This window comes from Aerococcus sp. UMB7834 (assembly GCF_030215145.1).
Lineage (GTDB): Bacteria > Bacillota > Bacilli > Lactobacillales > Aerococcaceae > Aerococcus.
This window is the reverse complement of record NZ_JASOLI010000007.1, coordinates 1-24,071: the sequence shown is the minus strand read 5'-3', so window position 1 is coordinate 24,071 and position 24,071 is coordinate 1. Positions and strand designations below refer to the sequence as shown.

The window sequence follows — 24,071 nt, the reverse complement described above, 5'->3', positions numbered from 1 at the left end:
TCCCATCATAGCATAATATCGCCGAGAACTCACAAGCTTGGTCGTCTTTTTTCAAAAAATATGAAGTCCTTAATTTTGCTTCTTGGAAAATCCCTTGCTACAATAAAGGTAAATCATAACACAACACAGAAAGGATGTTTTAAGATGACTTACCAAGATTTACTTCACAAACGCCGGTCCCACCGCCAACTCAGTGCGGATGTTGATGTGACCAATGACGACATCAGCCAAGCCCTGAAGACGGCCCTCGATGAAGCGCCCATGGCTTTTGGCGAACAGACCCCACGTGTAGCGGTTCTTCTCGATGGCGAGAGCCAATCCTACTGGCAAGCTGTCGCTGCTCTGAACCCAGACTATGCTGATCGCTACGAAAAATTACAGCAGGCTAAGGGCACCGTCCTCTTCTTCGAAGACCGCAACCATGTCTACAGCCTGACCGATAAGTATGCCATTGATGAGTCCCTCGCTGACCGCTATTCCGGTGAAAACCATGGCATTACTGCTGTTCTGAGCTGGCTTGCCCTGACTGACCTCGGTTTAGACGCTAGCCTCCACCACCCACGCCAACAAGACACCAGCAAGTGGGCCATCCCAGACCACTGGACCTTCAAGGGTGCCCTCGCTTTCGGCAAAGGCCAAGACAGCGTCTCCGAAGACAAAGAAAGCCTCTACGACAAGAAAGGCTTCTCCGTTTATCAATAAGATGAGCTCACTGGTAAAATCAAGATAGATTGTATTATCTTCTAGTATCCAATATTTATATACAGTATTATTATCGAGTAAAAAGTCCTGTACTCTTAATATTTATGACTAGTAATAAAAAATCGTGCTGATTATTTTTTGAGCAGGAGTGAAGCGTTGAAGTTGGGCCTTAGCCATGAAAAGCAAGCGAAGCGAATTACGGAACGTAGGCGTCAGCCGTACGGACCGTTTGAGTCTCGCTAGGTGAGAGACCTTGGCTCCAACCGGTGCTGCTTTAGCCGTTGGAGTGTTAGCGACTTACGGATAAAGTACAAGACGGCGAAAGACGTTCTTGTACTTCTAAATTCAAGGCCCAACTTCAAAAGCGGAACGGATGCTCATCGCTCATTCATACAATCTATTAAAGAATTCAATAAAAAAAGTGCCGGCAAATGCGGCACTTTTTCCATCTCTTCTCGTTTTATAAGAAGGAGAGGTATGAAGAATATGGTTAGTTCTACTAACCTTTTGGGTATGGCTATAGTATAAAACTTAAATGTTAATTTTCTGTGACTTTTCGTCATTTTTTCTACTTTTTATAAAATTCTCCTTACTTCCATCATGGCAATGAGCTTATCTATAGAAAGGAGCGATAAGAATGAAGATCAGCATCCGACGCCGGCTCTTGGGCCAGGTGCCTCTCCTCGAACTCGTCCAAGAAGACCGCAAGAATGACCGCCTGCCCCTCGTGGTCTACTACCACGGCTGGCAGTCGCGCAAGGAACTCAACCTAACAGCCGGCCGGCGCCTGGCCAAGGCGGGTTACCGGGCCCTCCTACCCGACGCTGACAACCACGGCGAGCGCTACCGCAAGTATTCCAAGATCCCCTCCATGACCTTCTGGCAGAGCATCCAGGCCAATCTCTTCGAATTTGGTTTTATTGTCGACCACTTCCAGCAGTTAGGGCTGGCTGATGACCGGATTGCGGTAGCCGGTGTGTCCATGGGCGGGATCACGACCTGCGCCCTCCTTTGCCAGCACCCCGAGATCCAGGCAGCGGCCTGCTTAATGGGCAGCCCCATGCCGGTCCACTATGCCCAAAGAATTGCCCGCCATGCCCGTGCAGCTGGTCGCTATTTCCCCAAAGACGCCCAGACCCTACTCGGCTGGCTCGAAGATTATGACCTGTATAGGCAAGCCGACCAGTTGGGTGACCGGCCTCTCTTCATCTGGCACGGTCGCCAAGACGACCGGATCCCCTTCCAGGAAGCGGCAACTTTTGTCCAAGCCAATCCCCACTTAAAGATTGACTTCCAAGCCGAAGACGAAGGCCACCTAGTCCGCGTTGAAACCATCAAAAGTATGGTCGACTTCTTTACCGACCACTTCCCCATTTAAACATTCAAAGAAAAAATAAAAGTCTGAAAGCTCTCAAACATAAGCTTTCAGACTTTTTAAATGATAAGAAGAAGCAGCAGCTTCGGACCTACTTCCTGTTTTTATGATTTAGCTCTTTGACCATAAAATTCAAAGTATCGATCTCTTATTCTGCGACTTCCACCACTTGGCGCTCGAAAGGATCCTTAGAGAAACCTTGGTCGAGGATATGCTTGGCCCACTCTTGAGCCCCAAACAAGGAGTGGTCCTTGTAGTTGCCGCAGCCCTTGCGTTCGACCCCTTGGACATCATCCCAGCTAGAGTCTACGATATCTCTGAGGACCTTGGTGAAGGCAATTGCTATCTCTTCAGGGGTCTTTTCTCCCCAAACGAGTAGGTAGAAGCCTGTCCGACAGCCCATGGGCGAGAGGTCGATCACCCCGTCCACATAGTCGCGGACAAGACCAGCTGACATGTGTTCAATGGTATGTAAGGCTGCTGTAGGAACAGCTTCTTGGTTGGGTTGGGTCAGGCGGATATCAAATTTCGTGATGACATCCCCCTTGGCACCTTCTTCCCGCCCAGCTAGACGGACATAAGGGGCCTTGACTGCATCGTGGTCGAGCTCAAAACTTTCAACTTTTGCCATTTTATTTCCTCCTTTGAAATAATGATCGTCACTAATCATTATCCCATATTTAGAAAGCAGACTCAATATTTAGCGCTTAGGCAAAAGATAGCAGCAGTGATCACTTGGTCTCCTTAACAACCGAAGGGCTTTCACTACCTTTCAGCCCATCTTCTTGGTATGATAGGCTTATACTGATAGCAGAGGAGTGACCCTAAATGGAAACTTATCAATTAGTAAATGGCCGCACAATTCCTAAAATCGGTTTTGGTACCTGGCAACTGGAAGACGGTGAGCCCGTGATCCAAGCGGTTAAGAATGCTTTGAACGCTGGCTACCGCCATATTGATACTGCCCAGACTTATGGCAATGAAGCCGGTGTGGGCCAGGCCATCCAAGCCAGTGATGTGCCGCGTGACGAGATTTTTTTGACTACTAAGATCTGGAATGATAAGGGCACTTATGAGGATACCCTAGCTTCTTTCGAAGAATCCCTCAATAAGTTACAAACCAACTATGTGGACCTCTTACTGATCCACTGGCCTAACCCCAAACCCTTCCGCCAAGAGCCAGGCTTTGAGACTCGTAACCGGGAAGTTTGGCGGGCCTTGGAAGACCTCTACAAAGAAGGTAAGGCCAAGTCCATTGGTGTCTCTAACTTCCTAGAGAAACATCTCGAGCCCTTATTCCAAACGGCTGAAATCAAGCCCATGGTCAACCAAATTAAATTGGCCCCTGGACTGAGCCAGGACGAGCTTGTGACCTACTGCCGGAATCATGATATCCTCCTAGAAGCCTATAGTCCCCTGGGCAGCGGTCAAATCTTTGACAACCAAGAGCTCCAAGCCATCGCCGACAAACATGAGCGTTCGGTCGCCCAAATTGCCTTGGCCTGGTCTTTGGCCCATGATTTCCTGCCCCTTCCTCGGTCTAAGACCCCTAAGCATATCCTCTCCAACTATGAGGTCTTCGATATCCACTTGAGCCCAGAGGAAGTCCGCCAGATTGACCAGATCCAGGACTTGACCGAAGCTCCCGATCCAGATACCAAGGACTTCTAGAAGTCCCATCGAAAAAGATTTTAATCATAAGCAGCGCATCCCCTGCCAAGTCGCTTGTCGGATGCGCTGTGTTCTTGTCCTCTAGGCTCATCAAAGCAGGCGGGAAAGAGGCTTTAGCCCACATGATGCCTCCTATTATTTCATGCTATAATGGGAGCAAGTATAAATTATGGAGGGATTTTATTGTCAGCTGTTATACCCATGCTTATCCTACTGGCTACCCTGTTTCTGGGCTATTGGGGCCAGAAGCAGCAACTCTTTACCGAATCGGCCCAGTATGATTTTTCAACCATGATTACCTATGTCTCCTCACCTGCCCTCATCCTCTCCACCATCAATAGTGCCGGGGAATTAGGGACGAAGAGTGAAGCCCTGACCTTCTTGGCCATTGCCTTTATTATTTATCTTTTCTATATGGCCTTCTCTTTTATTGTGCCTAAATTTATCACTGTGGCCAAGGAATCAGAAGGTACCCTACAGTTCTTAATGACCTTCCAGAACAACGGCTTCATGGGGCTGCCGGTTATCCAAGCCCTCTACGGTGCTGGGGCCATGTTCTATGCCTCGCTCGTGAATGTTCCCTCCAATATCCTGGTTTATTCCTTCGGGGTCTGGGCTATGAGCCGCTACAGTCAGAAGGGAAAGGGCCAGTTGAGCTTGCGTAAGATCCTTCTTTCGCCCGGCTTTGCAGCTTCCTTGATCGCCCTCGCCTTCTTTATCCTTGATTGGAAGATTCCCGAAGCAGCTGAATCCTTTCTCAGCCTCGTGGGGAATATGACCACGCCCTTGGCTATGATCGTGATTGGTATGTCCATGACCGAGATCAAATTCAGAGATTGCTTCAACGATTGGCGGATCTACTTGCTCATGCTGATTAAGATGGTCCTCTTGCCCATTATCATTTATTATCTATTCGGGACCTTCCTCAGCCATCCCATTATCATTAGTGTCCTGGTGGTCACGGCCGCTATGCCTGGTCCCTCCTCAGCAACGGCTTATGCCACAATCTTTGACGGGGACGTTGCCTTGGCCACCCGCTATGTCTTTGTTTCCACGCTTTTTTCTGTGTTGATTATTCCACTGATTATTTCCCTACTTAACTTAGCTGGATAAGCCAGCCATTAAAGGAGGAATTATATGTCAATGACTGAAGAAGAAAAGAACCACCTCTTGCTGTCAACTTGCCTCTTGGCGGGACGCATTATGATGGAGTCAGGCTCCGAATCTTACCGAGTGGAAGACACCATGCAGCGGATCGCCCAGAACACCCACCGCTTCGATACCGAAGCCTATGTCACCAATACTGCTATCTTCATGAGCCTCAACCAGCGGTCAAAGACCCAAATGACCCAGGTGCGCAAACTGTCTACTAATTTAGCCAAAATTGATGAAACCAACGAGCTCTCCCGGGCCTATGAAGCTGGGAAGTTAGACCTAGCCGGACTCAAAAGCGAACTCCAGCGGGTCGACAAGGAACCCAAGAACTTCAGCTTTCCCATCCAAGTTATCGCTGCTGGCTTTGCCAGTGCGGCCTTCATGTTGCTCTTGGACAACAACAACTATCGGGATATCTTGCTTGCCTTCCTTATAGCAACTATCGGCTTCTCCGTCTCCGAATTATGCAAGGAGAAGTTCGAGGTGATCTTCCTCAGTGATTTCTTTGCTTCAACTGTTATCGGTGTTCTCGCCCTCTCCTTCAATCGCTTAGGCTGGGTCAGCCACCTGGACTCCATGATCACGGGCTGCATCATGCCCCTCCTCCCCGGTCTAGCCATCACGGGAGCCCTCCGTGACCTCTTTGCCCGGCAATTAGTCTCGGGCATGGTGGAGGCTGTGAATGCCATTCTGATTGCCATTGTCCTCGGTATCGGTATTGCCCTTACCCTGCAGTGGTTGGGCTAGGAAGGAGGAAGTATGTTGCTTAGTATTCTTGAACAAGCTTGCCTAAGTTTCTTCGGGACCGTGGCCTTCTCAACCATCCTAAACGTCCCCAAGCGCGCCTTGATTTATTGTGGTTTGACAGGTACCAGCGGTTGGATGACCTATAAATTCTTCATGTACCTCTTCAATGAAATAATTGTGGCTAACTTCATGGCTGCCATTGTGATTGGGATCCTCTACATGCAGCTCTCCCGCCGCCTGAGAATCCCGGTCATTATCTTAAACACCCCAGCTATCCTGCCCCTAGTACCAGGGAATGCGGCCTATCTCTTCGTCCGCTATGCCGTTGAGGGCGACTACGTGGCTAGCGTCCAACACCTCATGACTGTCTTTAAGGTTTCGGGCGCCATTGTCTTTGGCTTCATGTTTATCAGTCTAGCCGAGCAACAGATCCGCCGCCAACGCCAAGAACGTGCCCGCCGTCAACTCAAGAAAAAAGCCGCTAAGGCCGCCCACCACGAACAAAACAAGAAACGCCTACCTCTTCCCAAGACACCCAAATTCAAAATCAAGAATAGGACTTCCAAAGAATAAAAAATACGCTCGCCTCGGCCAAATTAAGCCGAAACGAGCGTATTTTTTGACGGTTAAGGCTCTAGAGAGGGAGAGCTTTAACCCGCTTCCCAGTTGAGGGCTAAGGGAAACGAGGAAACCGTCCATGCTTATTCCTTAACCCGTAACAAGTGGGGCGCTGCCCGGCAGATCAGGGCAACAATAAGCCCATCAACAATGAATGTTGCCAATGCGCTCGAGCCATTAACCAGGAAGGAATACCAATAAATATTCATCCCATCTGGCGCATAGCTTGACCAATACACCACCCCTGCAATGAAGTGGATGAAGTACTTAACAAAGACTGCTAGAGCAACACTCCAAGCGATGGTCCCATAAAGGCTCTCCTTTTGGGCAAGCTTCTGTTGGATAGTTTGGGCGCCGAAGCCAGCCAAGCCTGTCACCGCAAAGGCAAAAACATATTCCACAAAGACTTGGAGGAAGGAAAGCACCACAATATCTCCTGAAACGAGCTTGAGAATCCCCCAGAGGAAACCCGCTAGAATTCCTAGCTTAGGTCCCCTACGGAAGGCAAAAATCATAATGGGAATCATCCCGAGCTCAATCTCAAAGATATTCCCGACATCTAAAGGGATCAAGGCAAAAACAAAAGCCAAGACAGCCATCAAAGCAGCCTCGATCATCCCTAATAATTGCTGGCGTTGTGCCATTTCACATTTTCCTTTCTTTACTAAGAAAGAAACAAAACCCGTTTGCATCACACAAACGGGCTTAAAACTTGTATTCGGTAAGATAAACAGCTGGCAAGCTAAAAAGCTGCCTTGCTTATACACTTCCTTACGCTAGTCTTAACTAGATCAAGTTTTAAGGGTCTACTGACGTATCTCAACCTTTTGGTTCCCCTAGTGTTCTATGCGTTTATCTTAACTGTTTTTTATCAAAAATGCAAGTCTAGTACTCCATTACGGTTACATCACTGACTTCAAGCTCCAAATCATTCAAAGTGTAAGATGGCTTGGTTGCCATGCCTTCCATAGGGACTTCATCGACAATCATAATGGCAATATCATTCGCCCAGTTGCCTAAAAAATCGCTGTCAATCTCCCATTCAATCGGCGCAAAGTTCACATTGAAGTCAGAAACTTTAAGTTGCAATTTGGCCTTCAGTTCGGTAATGGTCTTACCTGTCATATTGACCAAGGCAAAAGCCGTTTGAGCGGTCTTAGTCCGCCGATTAGGATAAGCTTCCAGGGCAAAAATATTCAAAGAACCTTCTTCAAAATAAGCTTCATACTGGTCAACAAAATTTTGCAGGGTCGTCATCACTTCATTCACATCATTCTTAGCGAACGGTACATCTAACTCTTGGAGCTGGGTATTTTGCGCATGGGTCAAAGCTGCACGTACTTTTCCGGCCATAATATCATCCTTCACTTACTTATTTTAATCTTATTGTATCAAAAGTTCAGCTGCTTTAAAATAAAAGCTCTTCGCTTCTGGTCAGAAAAGCTGATTTAATTGCTAGTGTAATCATCGAGATCGACCAAGACCATGGAGACAAAGGATTGGTCGCGCTCAAAGCTAAAATCTTCATCCTCAGGAAGGTAGTCGTCTAAGGACAAGGAAGTTATCGGACTTGGCTCAGGCAAAGCTTGCCCACGCTCTAAAGCATCTGCTAAATGGATCCCCAGACAAGCACTGGCCATATAAAGCGCGTCGACTATATTCTTCCCCTGAGTGATAGCCCTGGAGATATCGGGAAATACTATCAAAAAAGGAATATTGCTTTCATCTGGGCTGAAGTAAAATAAGGCTGGGTAGGCGGCTAACATATCGAGTCCTTTCTAGATAAGAATGTCCGGTTGAGTTGGCTAACTTTAATCATCTTTATTCATGGCATTCCACATATCCTCTACACTATCATAAACTTCAACTTCACCACGCTTGACTTCTGCTAGGGCCTCTTGAAGACTAGTTCTCTTAAGAGCGAAAGGAATGCCCTGACAGGCATTTACTTTTTTAAGATACATCTTGATAGCCGTGGTCATGTCGAGCCCTAAGTCATCTAATATCTCTTGGGCGTTATTCTTTAAATTCTCATCAATTTCGATTGATAGAGTCACCTTTTTCGACATATTCACTAACTCCTTTGCTTCTGTTGCAATATTTATAGCAAGATCAATACATTTGTAATAGCATCGCATAGTAAACATTCCATGTCATCATCGACTTAGGCCAGAAGAAGCAATTGGGAATAGTTCCTAAAGAAAATTTAAATAATATGCACTTAGCTCTTATGAGTGTTGGTACTTATTAAGGGATTATTTTTAGTATTTTCAATTTCTTTTGCTTCTTCAGCTATCACTTCATCTTCGTCAATAGCAAAAGCCTTCAAAAAATCTTCTTTTGTCATATTTTTACCATCTAAGCGAAGATAGGGCTCTGTCTCTAGGCTCAAATAAACACCTCATCTTTGAATTGATTTGATATCTTTTTAATTTTTAGTCCTTCCTGCGCTAATCAGCTATAGAATCTTTCAGCAACTGTTTTATATTAATGCCTCGAACTTCAAAATCATCAAAGAAACTGTTGGTAAAAAATTCTTCTGGATTAATAATTTCAATCTCGCGTGTGCGGGAAGAAGTAGACCTGTCCGGTGACATTTAAGGCCTTGCCGGGACCACCCCCGCATATGCGGGAAGAAGAAAAGAAAGCGATCAAACCAGACTCCTTATTTGATCCCTGGACCATTTTTATGCACTTTGAAAAAGTCTATCCTACAACCTACTATAAGCCATCCTAATCGACTTATCTAGAGAAAAGCATTCAAAAATAAAACTCCTCAGTGCTATGACTCAGGAGTTTCTATTTATTCATGGTCATCAAAGATGCTCCCTGGAAGGACTTCTACCAACTGGGTGTTATCCTGTGATTTCACCACTTGCATCAGGGACTGGTAGTCGAATGGCACTTTACGGTCAGGGTTATGAACCTCAGCTAGGACACAGATGCCAACACAGCTTGCATTGAATTCTTTGGTCATGCTTAACATTCCGGTGATCGTACCGCCACCATTCAAGAAGTCATCAATAATTAAGACTTTCTCGCCTTCTCCCAAGCTGTTCTTGGTGAGTTCCATTTTTTCAACCCGGCTCTGGCCTTGGCTGGCATAGTTGATCGAAACCGTTGCTCCCTCTGTCACTTTAGAATCCCGGCGTACCATGACGAAGGGGATATTTAAGTACATGGAGACAGCCTGGGCGAGCGGAACGCCCTTGGTAGCGATGGTCATAATAGCTGTCGCACCAGCTTCCCGATAGCGACTAGCAATGATTTGCCCGATCAGTCGTAAGTGGTCGGGATCTCCCAGAATATCAGTCAGATAGAAATAACCTCCCGGCAGGATGCGATCATTATCCGTCAGCTCCTGGCAGAGGGCTTGGACTCTCTCCAGGGCCTGGTCTGGGGCAATGCTCGGACGAAAAATGACCCCCCCGCTAGCACCAGCAATCGTTTCAATGCTGCCGATATTAGAATTTGGAAATTCCTTCTTTAAGATGGAGATATCCTCAGATATGGATGAACGCGCCGATTGAAAACGTTCAACAAAATATGACAGAGAGACTAGGGTGTGGGGATGGGCAAGTAAGTAATGGGTCATTGCAATTAAGCGGTGGCTTCGATTAAGTTTCATATCAACCCTCCTTTCCGGTCAACTTATGATCGTCGTTTGGACTTCTTATTTTACCATAAACACGACAGACTTCGTTAAGATTTAAGAAAATAATTTTTCTCGGGTTTTAGCCCAGAGAGCTTCCAGCGCTTGAAAAAGATGGCCTAAACTAGCGGCTAATAGCGGCACGAGCAGAATCACATAGGGATAAACATACTGGCTCTTGCCCTCCCAGAAGGTATGGAAAATAATCCCGCCCATAAAGAATATAATGAGCACTGTCATTTGGGGATACTTGCGCACGAGGAAGAGCACAAAGACTAAACTGCCCCCGTAAATCAAGAAAATCAGCCCCTTCATATAGTGGAAGGAGGCAAAATATAGTTTCCCAAAGCGGTAGAGGGACAGCATGGGCTTTTTAGCTGTCGTCAGTTGGTCTTCTTTAAATTGAGGGCCCGACCAAATACCTTGGAAAGTCGGTTCCGCCCAAATACTAGCCCATTTATGGACAAAGAAGGTCTTGGCGTATTTAGGGCGCTCCTTGAAGTAGTCAACATTCGCCTGGACTCTCTGCCGACCAATCTCTTTGGTCTTCTCTTGGTCGAAACCCGTCCGCTGGAAAGGCTTGAGGGCCTTCTCATCATACCAACCAGGGGCCTTTGACGTATTCAAGGGGTCCGTCCCCATGGCCAGCCACAGCTCAGTAGGACTTCCCGGCCCCAAGTCGAAGCCATGAACCTGGCGATAGTAGGTCGGGACGGCTTCTTGGCCGACAGGAATACTTAGGGCTAAGACCCCAACCGCTAAGAGATAGCGCCAATTCCTCTGCCTGAAGAAAAGCACGATCTGGCCCAGAATTAAGGCAATCACCCAAATTAAATAATTCAAGCGGAGCATTAGGGATAGAGCTGTGAAGACAAAGGTCAAGATCAAATAGAGCAGGTGTTTCTTCTCCCCGTATTGGATAAGGGCCCAATAACCTGCTAATAAGCAGAAAAGACCAGGGATTTCTCCATAGGCAAAGCGGATAAAGAAGAATTGCGGGATAAATAGAAAGGACAAGACCAGGCTCATCAAGACCATCCCTTTTTTTTCCTTAAAATAATGATCACTGATCCGACAGATACAGTAATTAATCCCTAAAACCTGGAATAAATTGGCAACGAAGAGGAAGATCACCTGGTCTGAGAAAGCCCCGAGAATTCGCTCATAGAGGGCCAAGCCCATTTGATAGGGATAGTTATACATATAAGCACCAAGCATGGTGAAGGCATAGTTCTGATCAGCCATCATCTTACTTACGTCATGAACTGCCCGAGCATCTGCCCGCAAATGAAGTGCTCCGTTCAAGATCAAATAGAAGCCTAGAATGAGATACAGCACAGCTAGAAACTCAAAGACCTGTTCTGCCCGCAGGCGCTCTCTCAATAAGTATACAATTAAGAGGATCACTAAGACCAAGCCAACATAGGGCCAAAAAAGCGGACTCGGCGGATAGAAACGGACGACTTCACGGCCGTACTCCTCCACCTGGGCACTGAACTGGCTATTCAAAAATAATATGCCCAGCAAAAAAATGCCGGCAATCAGCTGGACACCCGAAATCGATAATTGATAGATAAATTGACTCAATTTTTTCACAAAAGCAGCACCTCTAGTTCCATTTTCGCTAAGAAGCATAGACCTATTATAGCTAGTTTTCAAGCTGGCGGTGTCTTTTTTTCCTTAAAAAATTTTAAAATTGGAAATTCTCCTGCTTGCTTGCAAAAAACTTGCATCTTCAGGCAAAGTGCGTTATAAAAGAAGCAGATTATATCAGTAAAGGAGCTTTCCAAAAATGAAAATTGCAATTGGCGCTGACCATGGTGGCGTTGACCTCAAGGCTTTAATTACCGACCACTTAGAAGAACGCGGCATCGAGGTAGTCAATTACGGAACAGACAGCAGTGAGTCCGTCGACTATCCTGATTTTGCCCATGCGGTGACCCACGCTGTCCAAGAAGAACGTGTAGACTACGGCATCCTCATCTGCGGGACTGGCATCGGCATGTCCATCACAGCCAACAAAGAAAAAGGCATCCGCGCTGCCCTCTGCGGTGACGTCTTCTCTGCCCAAGCAACTAAGGCCCACAACAATGCTAACGTGCTCTGCCTAGGTGCTCGAGTGCTAGGCCCTGGCCTCGCCCTCATGATCGTTGACGCTTGGTTAGATGCGGATTACGAAGGCGGCCGCCACCAAAAACGTCTCGACAAAATTGCAGCCATCGAAAACGCTCAAGACTAAGCAAAATAAGTTTTCAAAATAAATACCCACTGGTCAAAATCGATCAGTGGGTATTTTTAATATTTATTGCAGATTAATCACAGCACTAATCCCATAATGGTCAGAAACAATCGGCCCCCTAACCCCGTCAAATTGGCTCTGATAACGAGCGACTTCAAAATCATCCGTCATCAAAATCAGGTCAATACGCTGGGATTGGTCGGTATCGGACCAACCTGCAATCCCTGGGCCCATGCTATAGTCGCCCTCGCAAACAGCTGCTAGATGGTAAGCATCCCCAAGCCCAGCAGCCTGGGTCAGGCTATAGGATTCGCCTTCAATATGGCTCGGTGCATTGAAATCCCCCATCAATAAGCTGGGACTTTGGAAATTCTCAAAAGCCTTCCGAATACGGTCCCATTCATATTGGAACCCTTCTTCAACCTGGTCCGACCACCAAGATAAGTGGAGGGAGGCCACTTGCAGATCAATGTCAGGGAAATCAGCCAAGATCATCGCCCGCGTCCGATAGTCTTCAGGCTCATCCTCAGCTGATAGGAGGCAGCGTTGGGGGCTAAAAGGCCGCTTAGACAAGAGAGCTACCCCCTCTTCGTATCGATCAAAGCCAATGTGGTTAAAGGCCCAGGCCCAAAAATACGTCAAGCCCTGGTCTTCTAAGCCCTTCACCAGGACATAGGCAAAATTATCCTCACGAATGGGGCACTGGTCTTGGCAGGGGAAGAAGGTATCCCCCACTTGATCAAGCAAGGGGCTTTCTCGCAATTGGTTGACTTCCTGTAAGGCAATGAAATCATAGTCTTCTTGAACAATATGGTCAATAATCTGTTTGATTTTCACTTCTTGTTGGTCTTCAATCCAGGAGTGGCAGTTCAGGCTGAGTAATTTCAATATGATTTCCTCCTAACAAGAGCAGAAGGACTGGCAGAGCCAATCCTTAAGCTTTTTTATTCTTTTTCAATGGCATCAAGGTGAACATGACGATCTAAGGCGTCTTGAACATCATTCTTAAGGTTGTCGGCTTTAGGGCCGTAGACGGCTTGGACCCCTTGTTCCTTGATAATGAGGCCCATCGCCCCAGCGTCTTTCCACTGTTTCTCCGTCCCCACTAAGTCCGTATCCTTCACCGATACTCTCAGCCGGGTCATGCAGGCATCAACGTTATCGATATTATCTGATCCCCCTAAGAGACGGATGACTTGGTCAATTTGAGCATCGCCCGACCCCTTAGGATCCGCACTAGCTTCTTCCCCACTGCTAGTCTCTTCTGGGTTGGCATTCTCGTAGTTCCCCATCCGACCTGGCGTAGCATAGCCGAAGCGTTTGATCATGAAGCTTGCAATGAAATAGGTCAATACCGCAAAGACCAGGCAGCAAATAATGAAATTAACCAGGTCCCCTAGTAGGCCGGCATTGATGATCAACGGTGTCCGAGTCAACAATTCAATAACGCCGAAAGAATGGACGCGCAAGTTAATGATATCTGCCATGGCAAAGGCTACACCTTGGATGAGGGCATAGACAATGTAGAGCGGCATCGCAGCAAACATAAACATGTATTCCAAGGGTTCGGTGACCCCGGTCAGGAAGACCGCAATAGCAGCCGAGAGGAACATGGACTTGTACTTGTCGCGTTTATCCTTATCCACATTGCGGTACATAGCCAAGGTTAAACCCATCAAAATCCCCATAGAACCAATCATTTGTCCAACCTTGAAACGAGCCGGCACGAAGCTTTCGAGCAAATAATGAATTTGGCTGGTATCCCCGGCCCGGCGTAAGTTCATCAGGTCAGAAGCCCAGGCCAACCAGAGAGGGTCTTGGCCGAGAACTTGCTGACCAGCTTGAGCGCCAGTTAAGATCTCATAAGTCCCGCCCAATTGAGTATAGTTAATGGGAATCGTCAACATGTGGTGGAGACCAAATGGTAAGAGCAAACGTTCCAAAGTCCCGAAGAGGAAGGGAGCCAGCACTGGCGCCGTATCTTGAGAATTGGCAATCCATTGACCGAATGAATTGATCCCCGTTTGAATCACCGGCCAAATAAAGGCAAGAATGATCGACACAATAGCTGACCAAAGAATCACTACAAAGGGAACGAAACGCTTGCCGTTAAAGAAAGACAAGGCATCAGGCAGCTTGCGATAATTGTAGTACTTGTTATAAGCATTAGCACCAAGGAAACCCGCAATAATCCCCACAAAAACGCCCAAGTTAAGGGCAGGCGCGCCGAGCACATTAACAAAATAACCATTCACCGGAATCTCTTGACCAAACAAGGTATGGGTCACAGCTTGGCCACTAGGGTCCAGCAACATATCCATTGTCACCCCAAAGATAGACCCTGTAATCCGGTTAATCAGGATAAAAGCTGTGACAGCCGCAAAAGCTCCCCCTGCCCTTTCCTTGGCCCAAGAACCACCGATTGCCACAGCAAATAAGAGGTGGAGGTTGGAAATAATCGCCCAACCGATATTCTCAATCACTCCACTCGTCGTAATTAACCAGGCCCAGTCAGGATTAATCAATGGCAAGGCCTTCCCTATACTAATCATTAAACCAGCTGCAGGCATAACGGCAATAACAACCATCAAGGCTTTACCAAATTGTTGCCAAAAATCAAAAGAGAAAATTCTCTTGATACTGTTCATCATCATCCAACTCCTTATTTTAAAATTTTGGCTAAGTTAACGAAATCGTTTTCATTGTTCGAGCAAAGTATAACACTCCCCCATTTTTTTGTAAAGGTATATTTTAAAACGATTACATAATCAAGGGTGTGAGAGCGCGCGGTTAGAAGTGGACCTCTGGAGCAAAGCGACAAAGAAGACTGAAAGTCTTCGTCGGCACTTTGTGAAGAGGAGCCACTTCTGCGCGACCGAACCCGACTACACCAGGGTGTGAGGGATGGCGGTCAGCTTTCGTTCATTGGAAGCAGTTTTACCCTAAGCTGCCTACTCATTAGAGATAAAATCACTCGTCACACATTGGTAGATATAGCGTTGGGAGTGAGCATCTTCTGCTTGAGCGAGGACTTCTAGAAGTACCTGCATGGCTTGATAGCCCAAGTCTTGGCTGTGGAGATCAAAGTAGGGATAGCCCTCGATTTGGCCCAAGTCCGGATCACTGTAGGCTTTAAAAGTTACCATCCAAGATGGATCAAGTCCTGATTGCCGCATAGCTTGATAGGCACCTTCTGCCAATAGTTGGTCAGCAAAAACAAAGGCATCAAAGTCTTTTTTAAGGAGTTCTCGACGCGCTAGCTCATAACCGGGGGACTGGAGGAAGGGCAAATCATTATAAATCACCTCTTCTGCTAGGTCCAACCCTGCCTCTTCCATGGCCCGGCTGAAGCCAGCCAAACGTTCCTTAACGAACTGCTGCTTAGGATCGCCGCCAATAAAGGCAAGTTTCTTCGCCCCTCGCTCAATTAAGTGGTGGGTGGCCTGGTAGGCAATGGCCGGGTTATCATTGTCGACCCGGTTTACATCGATTCCGGGCAGGTTACCGATCACGACCAAGGGACAGTCCTGGCTAAGAGCGAATTGCAAGAGAGGATCTTCACGGCTAGCATAGAGGAAGATGAGTCCTTCCACTTGCTTACCGAGGATCATATTCTGGAGATGATCCAAGCGCGCCTGGTCACCCTCCCCTGTCGATAAGAGGAGAGCATACTGGGCCTGGCTTGCTGCTTCATTAATCCCTCTGACTACTGTTGGGAAGAAGGGATTACGATAGAAGGCATCACTAGCCGCCGGGAGGACAATCCCTACCGTCCGCGATTTGCGGCTAGCTAAGCGTCGGGCATTGTAGTTGGGATAGTAGTGGAGGTCAGCCATCACCTGGCGAACTTTCTCCTTGGTAGCTTGGCTAATAGATGGGTTATCAGCAATCACCCGGGAGACCGTCGAAGGAGCAACCCCTGAGGCCTCGGCGACATCTTTAATGGTTACAGTCATATTCGACACCCTTTCTTTTTATTTAAGAAAACGTTTGCGCTTATGGTCTAAGTTTACTATAATAAGTTTGTAAACGCCATCATATTATCAAAATTTTAGATTGGGAGGCTTCTTTATGGAAAGAACAAGCGGGGTTTTACTACATATTACATCCTTAGCCAGCCCCTATGGCATCGGCAGTTTCGGCCGGGCTGCCTATGAATTTGTCGATTTTCTAAGTGCGTGCAAGCAATCTTACTGGCAGATCTTACCTCTGACCACAACGAGTTACGGGGACTCCCCCTACCAATCCTTTTCGGCCTTTGCCGGCAACACCCATCTGATCGACTTCGACCGTTTAGTTGAAGCAGGCTACCTAAAAGCTTCCGATCTCGAAGATCTATCATTTGCTGAGAATCCGGAAGTCGTGGACTATGGGCGCATCTTCAAGGTCCGCCGTCCTCTCCTGGAAAAAGCCGTCGCCAGCTTCCAAAAAGCTAAGAAAGACAAGAGCAGAGACTTCAAAGACTTTGTCCAAGCTAACCAGGATTGGCTGGAAGCTTTCTGCCAGTACATGACCGTCAAAGATTCCTTCGACTTAAAGGCTTGGTACGATTGGCCAGAAGCCTACCGGACCTACCAAGTTGACCAAGTCAAGGCCCTCTGCCGGGACCATGCCGACCGCTACAACTACCACCTGATTACCCAATACTTCTTCTTCAAACAATGGGAAGCTCTCAAGGCCTACGCCAATCAAAAGCATATCCAAATCATTGGCGACATGCCGATCTATGTGGCCCGTGACAGTGTTGAAATGTGGACCCAGCCGGCTATGTTCAAAACAGATGCCAATAAAGATCCCTTGACCGTTGCGGGAACGCCACCCGATAATTTCTCAGATACCGGACAGTACTGGGGGAACCCGATTTATGACTGGGACTATATGGCTGACCAGGGCTATCAATGGTGGATCCAGCGCATGGCCAAGAGCTTTGAAATGTACGATATTGTTCGCATCGACCACTTCCGCGGCTTTGAGTCCTTCTGGGAAGTGCCTTATGGTTCTGAAACCGCCGCTTCAGGTCATTGGACCAAGGGACCGGGCCTAAAGCTCTTCAAAGCCTTAAAGGACGCCCTTGGCGACCTAGCAATTATTGCTGAAGACTTAGGTTTTATGACCGATGAAGTCATTGAAATGCGGGAAGCGACTGGCTATCCCGGAATGAAAATTTTACAATTTGCTTTTAACGGAAAAACAGACAGCTTAGACTTGCCACACCACTATTATGCCAATACAATAGCTTATGTAGGGACCCACGATAATGAGACCGCACGCGGTTGGTACGAAGAAAGCGCTAACCAAGCCCAACGCGATCAAGTGGACGCTTACTTAAATCGAAGAAAAGGCGAAGCAGCTTCCCATGCCCTCAACCGGGGAATCGCTGCTTCAAGCAGTCAAATCGCCATCTACACCATGCAGGATTTATTAAATCTGGGCAACCGCGCTCGGATGAATACGCCCTCCACCATCGGTTGCAATTGGCAATGGCGCATGGCAGAAGATGCCCTAACAGCTGACGTTTATGAACAATTGACAGACTTAACGGAAACCTACTTCCGTGCAAATCCTAAATTTAAGTTAGGCACAAGTATTACAAACAAAGGAGACTAACATGCACGCATTAGAACAACACGCTAAGGAGCTCTTCAAGAAGGAACTCGCCAATCTCTCTGACGCAGAAACTTATAAGGTCCTACTTGACTATGTTCAAGAACAAATGGTTAATTCCCCTGTTAATCAAGGGAAGAAAAAGCTCTACTATATCTCAGCTGAATTCCTAGTTGGGAAACTTCTGACCACCAACCTCATCAACCTTGGCCTCTATGATGAAGTCAGCCAAGTCCTCGAGGCCAATGGCAAGTCACTCCATGACGTAGAAAAAGCGGAAACTGAACCCTCTCTTGGGAATGGAGGCCTAGGCCGTCTAGCTGCCTGCTTCCTCGATTCCATTGCCTCTTTAGGGATTAATGGCGACGGGATTGGCTTAAACTATCACTTCGGCCTCTTCCGCCAAGTCTTCCGCGACAACCAACAGGCTTCTGTGCCAGATGAATGGCTCAACCATCCGAATTGGTTAGTAAAGACGGAGACCTCTTACGAGATTCCTTTCCGCCACTTCAACTTCAAATCCAGCCTCTACGAGATCGAAATCCCAGGCTTTGAGCAAGAAGCCCATAACCGCCTCCGCCTCTTCGACTTGGAATCCGTAACTTCCGATATTATTGAAGCGGACAGCATTAACTTTGACAAGATGAATATCCCACAAAACCTGACCCTCTTCCTCTATCCGGATGATTCAGACTATGTGGGCAACCTCTTGCGGATCTACCAACAATACTTCATGGTATCCAATGCAGCCCAATTGATTATTGAAGAAGCCAAGGCCAAGGGCAGCGACCTCCACGACCTCTATGACTATGCGGTCGTTCAAATCAATGACACCCACCCAGCTTTCATTATTCCGGAATTTGTCCGCCTCTTAACCAACTACCATGGTTTTGAATTCAAGGAAGCCCTAGCTGTCATTGAAAAGACAGTTGCCTTCACCAACCACACCATCCTCGCCGAAGCCCTCGAGAAGTGGCCCATGGCTTATATTGACGAAGTGGTACCTGAAATCGCCAAGATTATTCGCCAATTGGATGAAGAAATTAGATCGCGCTATCCTGACCAAGAAGCGGTTCAAATCATCGACCAGGAGGACCGTGCTCATATGGCTCATATCGCTATCCACTTCTCCTTCTCAACTAACGGCGTAGCCAAGCTCCATACTGAGATCCTGAAGAATTCTGAGCTCAAGCCTTTCTATAAGCTTTATCCAGACAAATTTAATAACAAGACGAATGGTATTTCCTTCCGCCGTTGGATCATGGCAGCCAATCCCGAGCTCACCCAGTTACTGGATGAAAAGATTGGCCAAGATTGGCATAAGGATGCTGACTTGACAGCTTTTGAAAAAGAAATTGACCAGGCAGATAGCTTGGAACGCCTCCAAGAGATCAAGCACCACAATAAACTGCAACTCCAAGAATACCTGGCTGACCAACAAGGCGTCCAATTACACGATAATGCCATTATCGATGTCCAAATCAAGCGACTCCATGAATACAAACGCCAGCAAATGCTTGCCCTCTACATCATCCACAAATACTTGGATATCAAGGCAGGCAATGTCCCTAGCACACCGATTACCATCCTCTTCGGTGGCAAGGCAGCCCCAGCCTATACCATTGCCCAGGACATTATCCATCTGATCCTCTGCTTATCTGAATTAATCGCTAAGGATCCTGATGTGAGCCCTCACCTCCAAGTTATCATGGTTGAAAACTACAATGTGACCAGTGCCGAGAAGCTCATCACAGCAGCAGATATTTCAGAACAAATTTCCTTGGCCTCCAAAGAAGCCAGCGGGACTGGTAATATGAAATTCATGCTCAATGGTGCCCTCACCATCTGTACCCTAGACGGGGCCAATGTTGAGATCGCCGAACGTGTGGGTGAAGACAATATCTACGTCTTCGGTCAAGACAGTGAAACCATTGTCAAGCTGTATGAAACCGGCGACTACCACCGTCACTTAGCTGACTACTACCACCGTGAACGCATCAAACCTTTAGTTGACTTCATTGTAAGCGACGAACTCCTAGCGCTCGGCCAGCACGACCGCCTCTACCGTCTCCATGAAGACATCAAGTACAAGGACTGGTTCATGGCCCTCATCGACCTCGAAGAATTCATCGACGTCAAAGAAAAAGTCTACGCCGACTACGAAGACCAAGAAAGTTGGACCAAAAAAGCTCTCACCAACATCGCCCAAGCCGGCTTCTTCTCATCCGACCGCACCATCCAAGACTATAACGAAGACATCTGGAAAATCTAAAAAGGGTGTGAGGGCTGGCGCTTAGCTTTCGTTCACTGGAGCAAGTCACCAGAACAGTCTGAAAGACTGTGGCGGGGACTTGTGAAGTGACACGAAAGCTGCCAGACCGAACCCAACTAGAGTGTGAGGGCTGGCGCTTAGCTTTCGTTCACTGGAGCAAGTCACCAGAACAGTCTGAAAGACTGTGGCGGGGACTTGTGAAGTGACACGAAAGCTGCCAGACCGAACCCAACTAGAGTGTGAGGGCTGGCGCTTAGCTTTCGTTCACTGGAGCAAGTCAACAAAAGAAAGCTTACAAACAAATCCCCCAGACCTTACCGGCTGGGGGATTTTATCAGGCTTTTTTTACCACTCAAGGCCTAAAAACAACCGCTCGGCTAAAACGGGACGACTTTTTGCCAGTTCTGCCTTATACTAAGGTCAGAAAGGAGGAGAGCTTCTATGACAATAGAAAAACTAGTCATCCAGCGTATCCTTGACCAAGACGAAGACAAGCACCAAGTGATCCTGCGTGCCTCTGACAGTCAGTGGCTAGACCGAACTTCTGACCTGCTCTACCAGCTAGAAGGAAAGCACCAGCCTGACCGCTTGACGATCAAGACCCAGGACACTTACCAGGTATTAGCTATCCGTGACATCCTCTATGCAGAAATCAACCAAGGCGAACTAAGCATCTGGACCAAGGCTAAGACCTATCCTTGCCGGCTCAGCCTAAAGAAGCTAGAAAGTCTCTTACCAAAGAACGACTACTTACGAGCAAGCCGCTATAGCCTCGTCCGCCTAGATGCTATCCAGAGCCTAGAACTCGCTTTTTCCGGAAATATGTATGCTCAACTTAGTAACCACAAGAAAATTCTAATCAGTCGTCGTTTTCTCCATCAGTTCAAAGAAAGACTTGGCCTATGAAAGGAGTCCCACCATGAAAGAATTTATTCAACGAAGCCTCCAAGGAATCTTTATCAGTATAGTTATCTTTGCTGTCATGGGCGCCATCTATACTTCCTCCCCTGTTTATCTTAAAATGTTAATCAGCTGGAGCCTAGTCGGTTGCGTCTGCGGAGGAGGATCCCTCCTCTACCAAACAGATAGGCTCAGCCCCCTCTTAGCCGGCTTCTTCCACCTGGCTTTAAGCCTACTAACCTTCCTCGGCCTAGCCGCATGGAATCACTGGTTCCCTCTGACTTGGGACATTATTCTCTCGGCTAGCCTACAATTTAGCTTGATTTTTGTCCTGATTGCCCTGGGCTACTACTTCTACTATAGCAAACAAATTAAACGAATTAATCAGAAAATTAACAAAACGTAAGATAGCTCTCGAAAGACAAAAACCCCTGCTAGGCTTAAGCATCGCCTGGCAGGGGTTCTTCTATCGATAAATTGATTTCTAATGTGCAAGTCTTTAACGCCACCACTGGTCATAGACATTGACCGGCAGCTCTCGCTTGTGCTGGCTAGATTGATAAAGTTGTTCAATGCGTTCAGCATCGGCTTCAGCAAGGTCCTTACCTTCTAGGTAGTCATCAATGGCCTGGTAGGAGACACCGAGGGCTTCTTCATCGGCTTGGCCCGGTTTATCGTCTTCTAAGTCAGCGGTTGGCACTTTTTCATAGAGGCGAGGCTCTGCCCCGAGCGCTTGGAGCAAGGCTGCCCCCTGGCGTTTGTTGAGCCGCCAGATAGGCATGATATCCGCTGCCCCATCACCGAACTTGGTATAAAAGCCCGTAACGGCTTCAGCCGCATGGTCAGAGCCTGCCACAATCCCCTTATCGGCTCCAGCAATGGCGAATTGGCTAATCATCCGCTGACGAGCCTTGATGTTCCCCTTATTGAAGTCCGTGATTTCAAGACCTGCTGCTTCTAAGGCAGCCACTTGGGCATCCACAGCTGGCTTGATATTGACGGTCAATACCTGGTCAGCCTGGATAAAATCCAAAGCTTTCTGGGCATCATCCTCGTCCAACTGTTGGCCGTAAGGAAGGCGGACAGCAATGAAACGAAGGTCTTGCCGGCCCGTCTCTTCGCGCAATTCTTCCATGGCTAACTGGCAGAGCCGGCCCACTAAGGTCGAGTCTTGGCCCCCACTAATCCCTAGAACTAGGGTCTTGAAAAAAGGATGCTTCTTAAAATAGGCCTTAATAAAGTCAATCGATTGGCGGATCTCTGCATCTACATCAATACTTGCTTTCACACAGAGTTGGTCAATAATATGCGCTTGTAAAGGACGCATTATTCTCCTCCTTTATCTGCTGCCACATTTGCTTTAATCTTTTCCTTAATCTGCTTAATGCTGTTCATCTTCAAATCATAGAGCTCCTGCGAAAGGTCGACTGGGTACTGTTCTGGATTTAAAATCCGCTTATACTCATCCCACAGCGAATCAAGGCGTCCTTTAGTATAGTCTTTAATCTCGTCTAATTCTGGTTGGTCATAGACCAATTCCCCCTTATCAAAAATCGTCTGCAAGAGCGGACGCGCCGTATAGTCAACAACGGTCTTATTGATATAAGGATAGGTAGGATGGAACATAAAGAGCTCATCCAATTGGTCGGGGCGCTCGTGTTTAAGCGCGACATAGTCCCCTTCAGACTTACCATCTGAGTTACGTGTAATGCGCCAAACCTGCTTGTCACCTGGAGTAGTGGTCTTTTCAGGGGAACTTGAAATCTTCATAGTAGGGACCAAATTACCATTTTCATCTTCCATGGAGCAGAGTTTGTAAACTGCCCCGAGAGCAGCTTGGTCAAAGGAAGTAATTAACTTCGTTCCGACACCCCAAGAATCAATCTTCGCCCCCTGCATCTTCAAGTTAAGGATGGTCTTTTCATCTAAGTCATTGGAGGCCACGATGATGGCCTCTTCATAACCTGCTGCATCGAGCATGGTCCGGACACGTTTGGATTGATAGGTCAAGTCTCCACTATCCAAGCGAACCCCAATAAAGTTAATCTGATCGCCCATTTCATCGGCCACACGAATCGCCGCTGGGACGCCAGAATTCATCACATCATAGGTATCCACTAAGAATACGCAGTCCTTGTGGGATTGGGCATAAGCCTTGAAGGCCTCATAATCGCTCTGGAAGGATTGGACCATAGCATGGGCATGGGTCCCCGATACAGGAACGCCTAAGGTCTTGCCTGCCCGAACGTTAGAAGTCGAATCAAAGCCGCCAATATAAGCAGCCCGTGCTCCCCAAACTGAAGCATCCATCTCTTGAGCCCTGCGTGCACCGAACTCTGCCAAGCCATCGTCACCACAAACCGTACGGATGCGGGCAGCCTTGGTTGCAATTAAGGTTTGGAAGTTCACAATATTTAAGAGCGCAGTTTCTACTAATTGGCAATCCACCAAGCGCCCCTCAATCTGAATCAGCGGTTCATTGGCGAAGCAGAGTTCCCCTTCCACCATGGACCGGACTGTCGCTTGAAAGCGGTAGTCCTTTAAGTAATCTAAGAAGGCATCAGGGTAGTTTACTGTCTCCCTTAAATAAGCGATATCTGAATCAGTAAAGCGTAAATTCTTAATATAATCGATCACCCGTTCCAGACCTGCGAAGATCGCATAGCCATTATTGAAGGGATTCTTACGAAAATAAATTTCAAAAACCCCAAACTGTTCAGCCTTGCCACTTTCCCAGTAGGTCTTCATCATATTGATCTCATAGAGGTCAGTATGTAGGGTTAAACTGTCATCTGGATAATTCATAAAGGCACCTCTGTTTGTCATTTTTCTATCATTATAACACTTCACCCTAACTTTGTCGCAAAAAAGCCAATCCCAAGCTATCTAGCCGGCTTATAAAAATCAAAAAAATAGAAAAAGAAAGAGCCGGGGATACAAGTCCAGGCTCTTTCTTGTAAAGCTATAGGCAAAAAGCTTTATTTCATCAATGTTTTTTGAGGTCTTACTCCAAGTAGAGAAAGTTAAGCGCTCTTGCTCTCACCCTGTAGTCGGGTTCGCAAGAGCAGACTTGAAGTGATTTCAGCGCATCGAAACGTCTGACTAGCGTCAGTCTTATTCGATGCGCCTCCAATCA

The 24,071-nt window shown here is 47.2% G+C and carries 23 protein-coding genes, 1 pseudogene and 1 riboswitch; of the genes and pseudogenes, 11 read left to right on the top strand and 13 right to left on the bottom strand.

Annotated features, from left to right (window positions below):
• The first annotated feature begins 144 nt into the window (after positions 1-144).
• Complete coding sequence (locus tag QP339_RS06755) at positions 145-702, top strand: nitroreductase family protein (RefSeq protein ID WP_284910901.1); 558 nt, start codon at positions 145-147, stop codon at positions 700-702.
• A 637-nt stretch (positions 703-1,339) separates the two neighbouring features.
• Complete coding sequence (locus tag QP339_RS06750) at positions 1,340-2,080, top strand: alpha/beta fold hydrolase (protein WP_070618973.1); 741 nt, start codon at positions 1,340-1,342, stop codon at positions 2,078-2,080.
• A gap of 145 nt (positions 2,081-2,225) precedes the next feature.
• Here QP339_RS06750 and QP339_RS06745 read toward each other — a convergent pair whose 3' ends face one another.
• On the bottom strand, positions 2,226-2,708 hold the full coding sequence (locus QP339_RS06745; protein WP_070618967.1) for an S-ribosylhomocysteine lyase: 483 nt from the start codon (positions 2,706-2,708) through the stop codon (positions 2,226-2,228).
• A 197-nt stretch (positions 2,709-2,905) separates the two neighbouring features.
• On the opposite strand from QP339_RS06745, the gene QP339_RS06740 reads away from it, so the two are divergent.
• The 4 genes from QP339_RS06740 to QP339_RS06725 all read left to right on the top strand — a co-directional run bounded on the left by QP339_RS06740 (position 2,906) and on the right by QP339_RS06725 (position 6,223).
• Positions 2,906-3,748 carry an aldo/keto reductase gene (locus tag QP339_RS06740; RefSeq protein WP_070618965.1) on the top strand — a complete coding sequence of 281 codons (843 nt, stop codon included), beginning with the start codon at positions 2,906-2,908 and terminating at the stop codon, positions 3,746-3,748.
• 183 nt (positions 3,749-3,931) lie between these two features.
• A complete protein-coding gene (locus tag QP339_RS06735; protein ID WP_284910900.1) occupies positions 3,932-4,861 on the top strand; it encodes an AEC family transporter in 930 nt (309 codons plus the stop codon).
• A 24-nt stretch (positions 4,862-4,885) separates the two neighbouring features.
• Positions 4,886-5,650 (top strand): threonine/serine exporter family protein, encoded by a 765-nt coding sequence (locus QP339_RS06730; RefSeq protein WP_083290610.1) that lies wholly within the window; start codon positions 4,886-4,888, stop codon positions 5,648-5,650.
• 12 nt (positions 5,651-5,662) lie between these two features.
• A complete protein-coding gene (locus QP339_RS06725) occupies positions 5,663-6,223 on the top strand; it encodes a threonine/serine exporter family protein (RefSeq protein ID WP_070618960.1) in 561 nt (186 codons plus the stop codon).
• A gap of 128 nt (positions 6,224-6,351) precedes the next feature.
• Here QP339_RS06725 and thiT read toward each other — a convergent pair whose 3' ends face one another.
• The 7 genes from thiT to QP339_RS06690 all read right to left on the bottom strand — a co-directional run bounded on the left by thiT (position 6,352) and on the right by QP339_RS06690 (position 11,516).
• Positions 6,352-6,912, bottom strand: coding sequence for an energy-coupled thiamine transporter ThiT (gene thiT, locus QP339_RS06720; RefSeq protein WP_284910899.1), 561 nt, complete (start codon positions 6,910-6,912; stop codon positions 6,352-6,354).
• A gap of 107 nt (positions 6,913-7,019) precedes the next feature.
• A riboswitch (TPP riboswitch) is annotated at positions 7,020-7,116 on the bottom strand.
• A 37-nt stretch (positions 7,117-7,153) separates the two neighbouring features.
• A complete protein-coding gene (locus QP339_RS06715) occupies positions 7,154-7,621 on the bottom strand; it encodes a hypothetical protein (protein WP_284910898.1) in 468 nt (155 codons plus the stop codon).
• A gap of 95 nt (positions 7,622-7,716) precedes the next feature.
• On the bottom strand, positions 7,717-8,034 hold the full coding sequence (locus QP339_RS06710) for a type II toxin-antitoxin system HicB family antitoxin (RefSeq protein WP_284910897.1): 318 nt from the start codon (positions 8,032-8,034) through the stop codon (positions 7,717-7,719).
• A 45-nt stretch (positions 8,035-8,079) separates the two neighbouring features.
• Positions 8,080-8,337 carry a type II toxin-antitoxin system RelB/DinJ family antitoxin gene (locus QP339_RS06705; RefSeq protein WP_284910896.1) on the bottom strand — a complete coding sequence of 86 codons (258 nt, stop codon included), beginning with the start codon at positions 8,335-8,337 and terminating at the stop codon, positions 8,080-8,082.
• Positions 8,338-8,489: 152 nt separating this feature from the next.
• Positions 8,490-8,615, bottom strand: coding sequence for a hypothetical protein (locus QP339_RS06700; RefSeq protein ID WP_284910895.1), 126 nt, complete (start codon positions 8,613-8,615; stop codon positions 8,490-8,492).
• A 456-nt stretch (positions 8,616-9,071) separates the two neighbouring features.
• Complete coding sequence (gene purR / locus QP339_RS06695) at positions 9,072-9,896, bottom strand: pur operon repressor (protein WP_070618915.1); 825 nt, start codon at positions 9,894-9,896, stop codon at positions 9,072-9,074.
• A gap of 81 nt (positions 9,897-9,977) precedes the next feature.
• Positions 9,978-11,516: a hypothetical protein gene (locus tag QP339_RS06690; protein WP_284910894.1), complete on the bottom strand. Its 1,539-nt coding sequence runs from the start codon at positions 11,514-11,516 to the stop codon at positions 9,978-9,980.
• A gap of 196 nt (positions 11,517-11,712) precedes the next feature.
• Between QP339_RS06690 and rpiB the strand changes: the two genes are divergently transcribed.
• On the top strand, positions 11,713-12,159 hold the full coding sequence (gene rpiB / locus QP339_RS06685) for a ribose 5-phosphate isomerase B (protein WP_070618909.1): 447 nt from the start codon (positions 11,713-11,715) through the stop codon (positions 12,157-12,159).
• Between the two features lie 63 nt (positions 12,160-12,222).
• Here rpiB and QP339_RS06680 read toward each other — a convergent pair whose 3' ends face one another.
• The 3 genes and pseudogenes from QP339_RS06680 to QP339_RS06670 all read right to left on the bottom strand — a co-directional run bounded on the left by QP339_RS06680 (position 12,223) and on the right by QP339_RS06670 (position 16,115).
• Positions 12,223-13,047: an endonuclease/exonuclease/phosphatase family protein gene (locus QP339_RS06680; RefSeq protein ID WP_284910893.1), complete on the bottom strand. Its 825-nt coding sequence runs from the start codon at positions 13,045-13,047 to the stop codon at positions 12,223-12,225.
• Positions 13,048-13,124: 77 nt separating this feature from the next.
• Positions 13,125-14,807 (bottom strand): annotated as a pseudogene (locus tag QP339_RS06675) (PTS transporter subunit IIBC); the annotation flags it as partial.
• Between the two features lie 303 nt (positions 14,808-15,110).
• Entirely contained in the window at positions 15,111-16,115 is a 1,005-nt protein-coding gene (locus QP339_RS06670; protein WP_284910892.1) for a LacI family DNA-binding transcriptional regulator, read from the bottom strand.
• Between the two features lie 115 nt (positions 16,116-16,230).
• Between QP339_RS06670 and malQ the strand changes: the two genes are divergently transcribed.
• The 4 genes from malQ to QP339_RS06650 all read left to right on the top strand — a co-directional run bounded on the left by malQ (position 16,231) and on the right by QP339_RS06650 (position 21,341).
• Entirely contained in the window at positions 16,231-17,766 is a 1,536-nt protein-coding gene (gene malQ, locus QP339_RS06665; protein WP_284910891.1) for a 4-alpha-glucanotransferase, read from the top strand.
• Position 17,767: 1 nt separating this feature from the next.
• Positions 17,768-20,035, top strand: a complete 2,268-nt coding sequence (locus QP339_RS06660; RefSeq protein ID WP_284910890.1) for a glycogen/starch/alpha-glucan phosphorylase — start codon at positions 17,768-17,770, stop codon at positions 20,033-20,035.
• A 441-nt stretch (positions 20,036-20,476) separates the two neighbouring features.
• Entirely contained in the window at positions 20,477-20,941 is a 465-nt protein-coding gene (locus QP339_RS06655; protein ID WP_070617180.1) for a LytTR family DNA-binding domain-containing protein, read from the top strand.
• A 13-nt stretch (positions 20,942-20,954) separates the two neighbouring features.
• Complete coding sequence (locus QP339_RS06650; protein ID WP_284910889.1) at positions 20,955-21,341, top strand: DUF3021 domain-containing protein; 387 nt, start codon at positions 20,955-20,957, stop codon at positions 21,339-21,341.
• A 93-nt stretch (positions 21,342-21,434) separates the two neighbouring features.
• On the opposite strand, the gene nadE is transcribed toward QP339_RS06650, so the two are convergent.
• Positions 21,435-22,262, bottom strand: a complete 828-nt coding sequence (nadE, locus tag QP339_RS06645) for an NAD(+) synthase (RefSeq protein ID WP_284910888.1) — start codon at positions 22,260-22,262, stop codon at positions 21,435-21,437.
• A complete protein-coding gene (locus QP339_RS06640) occupies positions 22,262-23,740 on the bottom strand; it encodes a nicotinate phosphoribosyltransferase (protein WP_141744571.1) in 1,479 nt (492 codons plus the stop codon). The genes nadE and QP339_RS06640 overlap by 1 nt, the downstream gene beginning before the upstream one ends.
• Positions 23,741-24,071 lie beyond the last annotated feature (331 nt).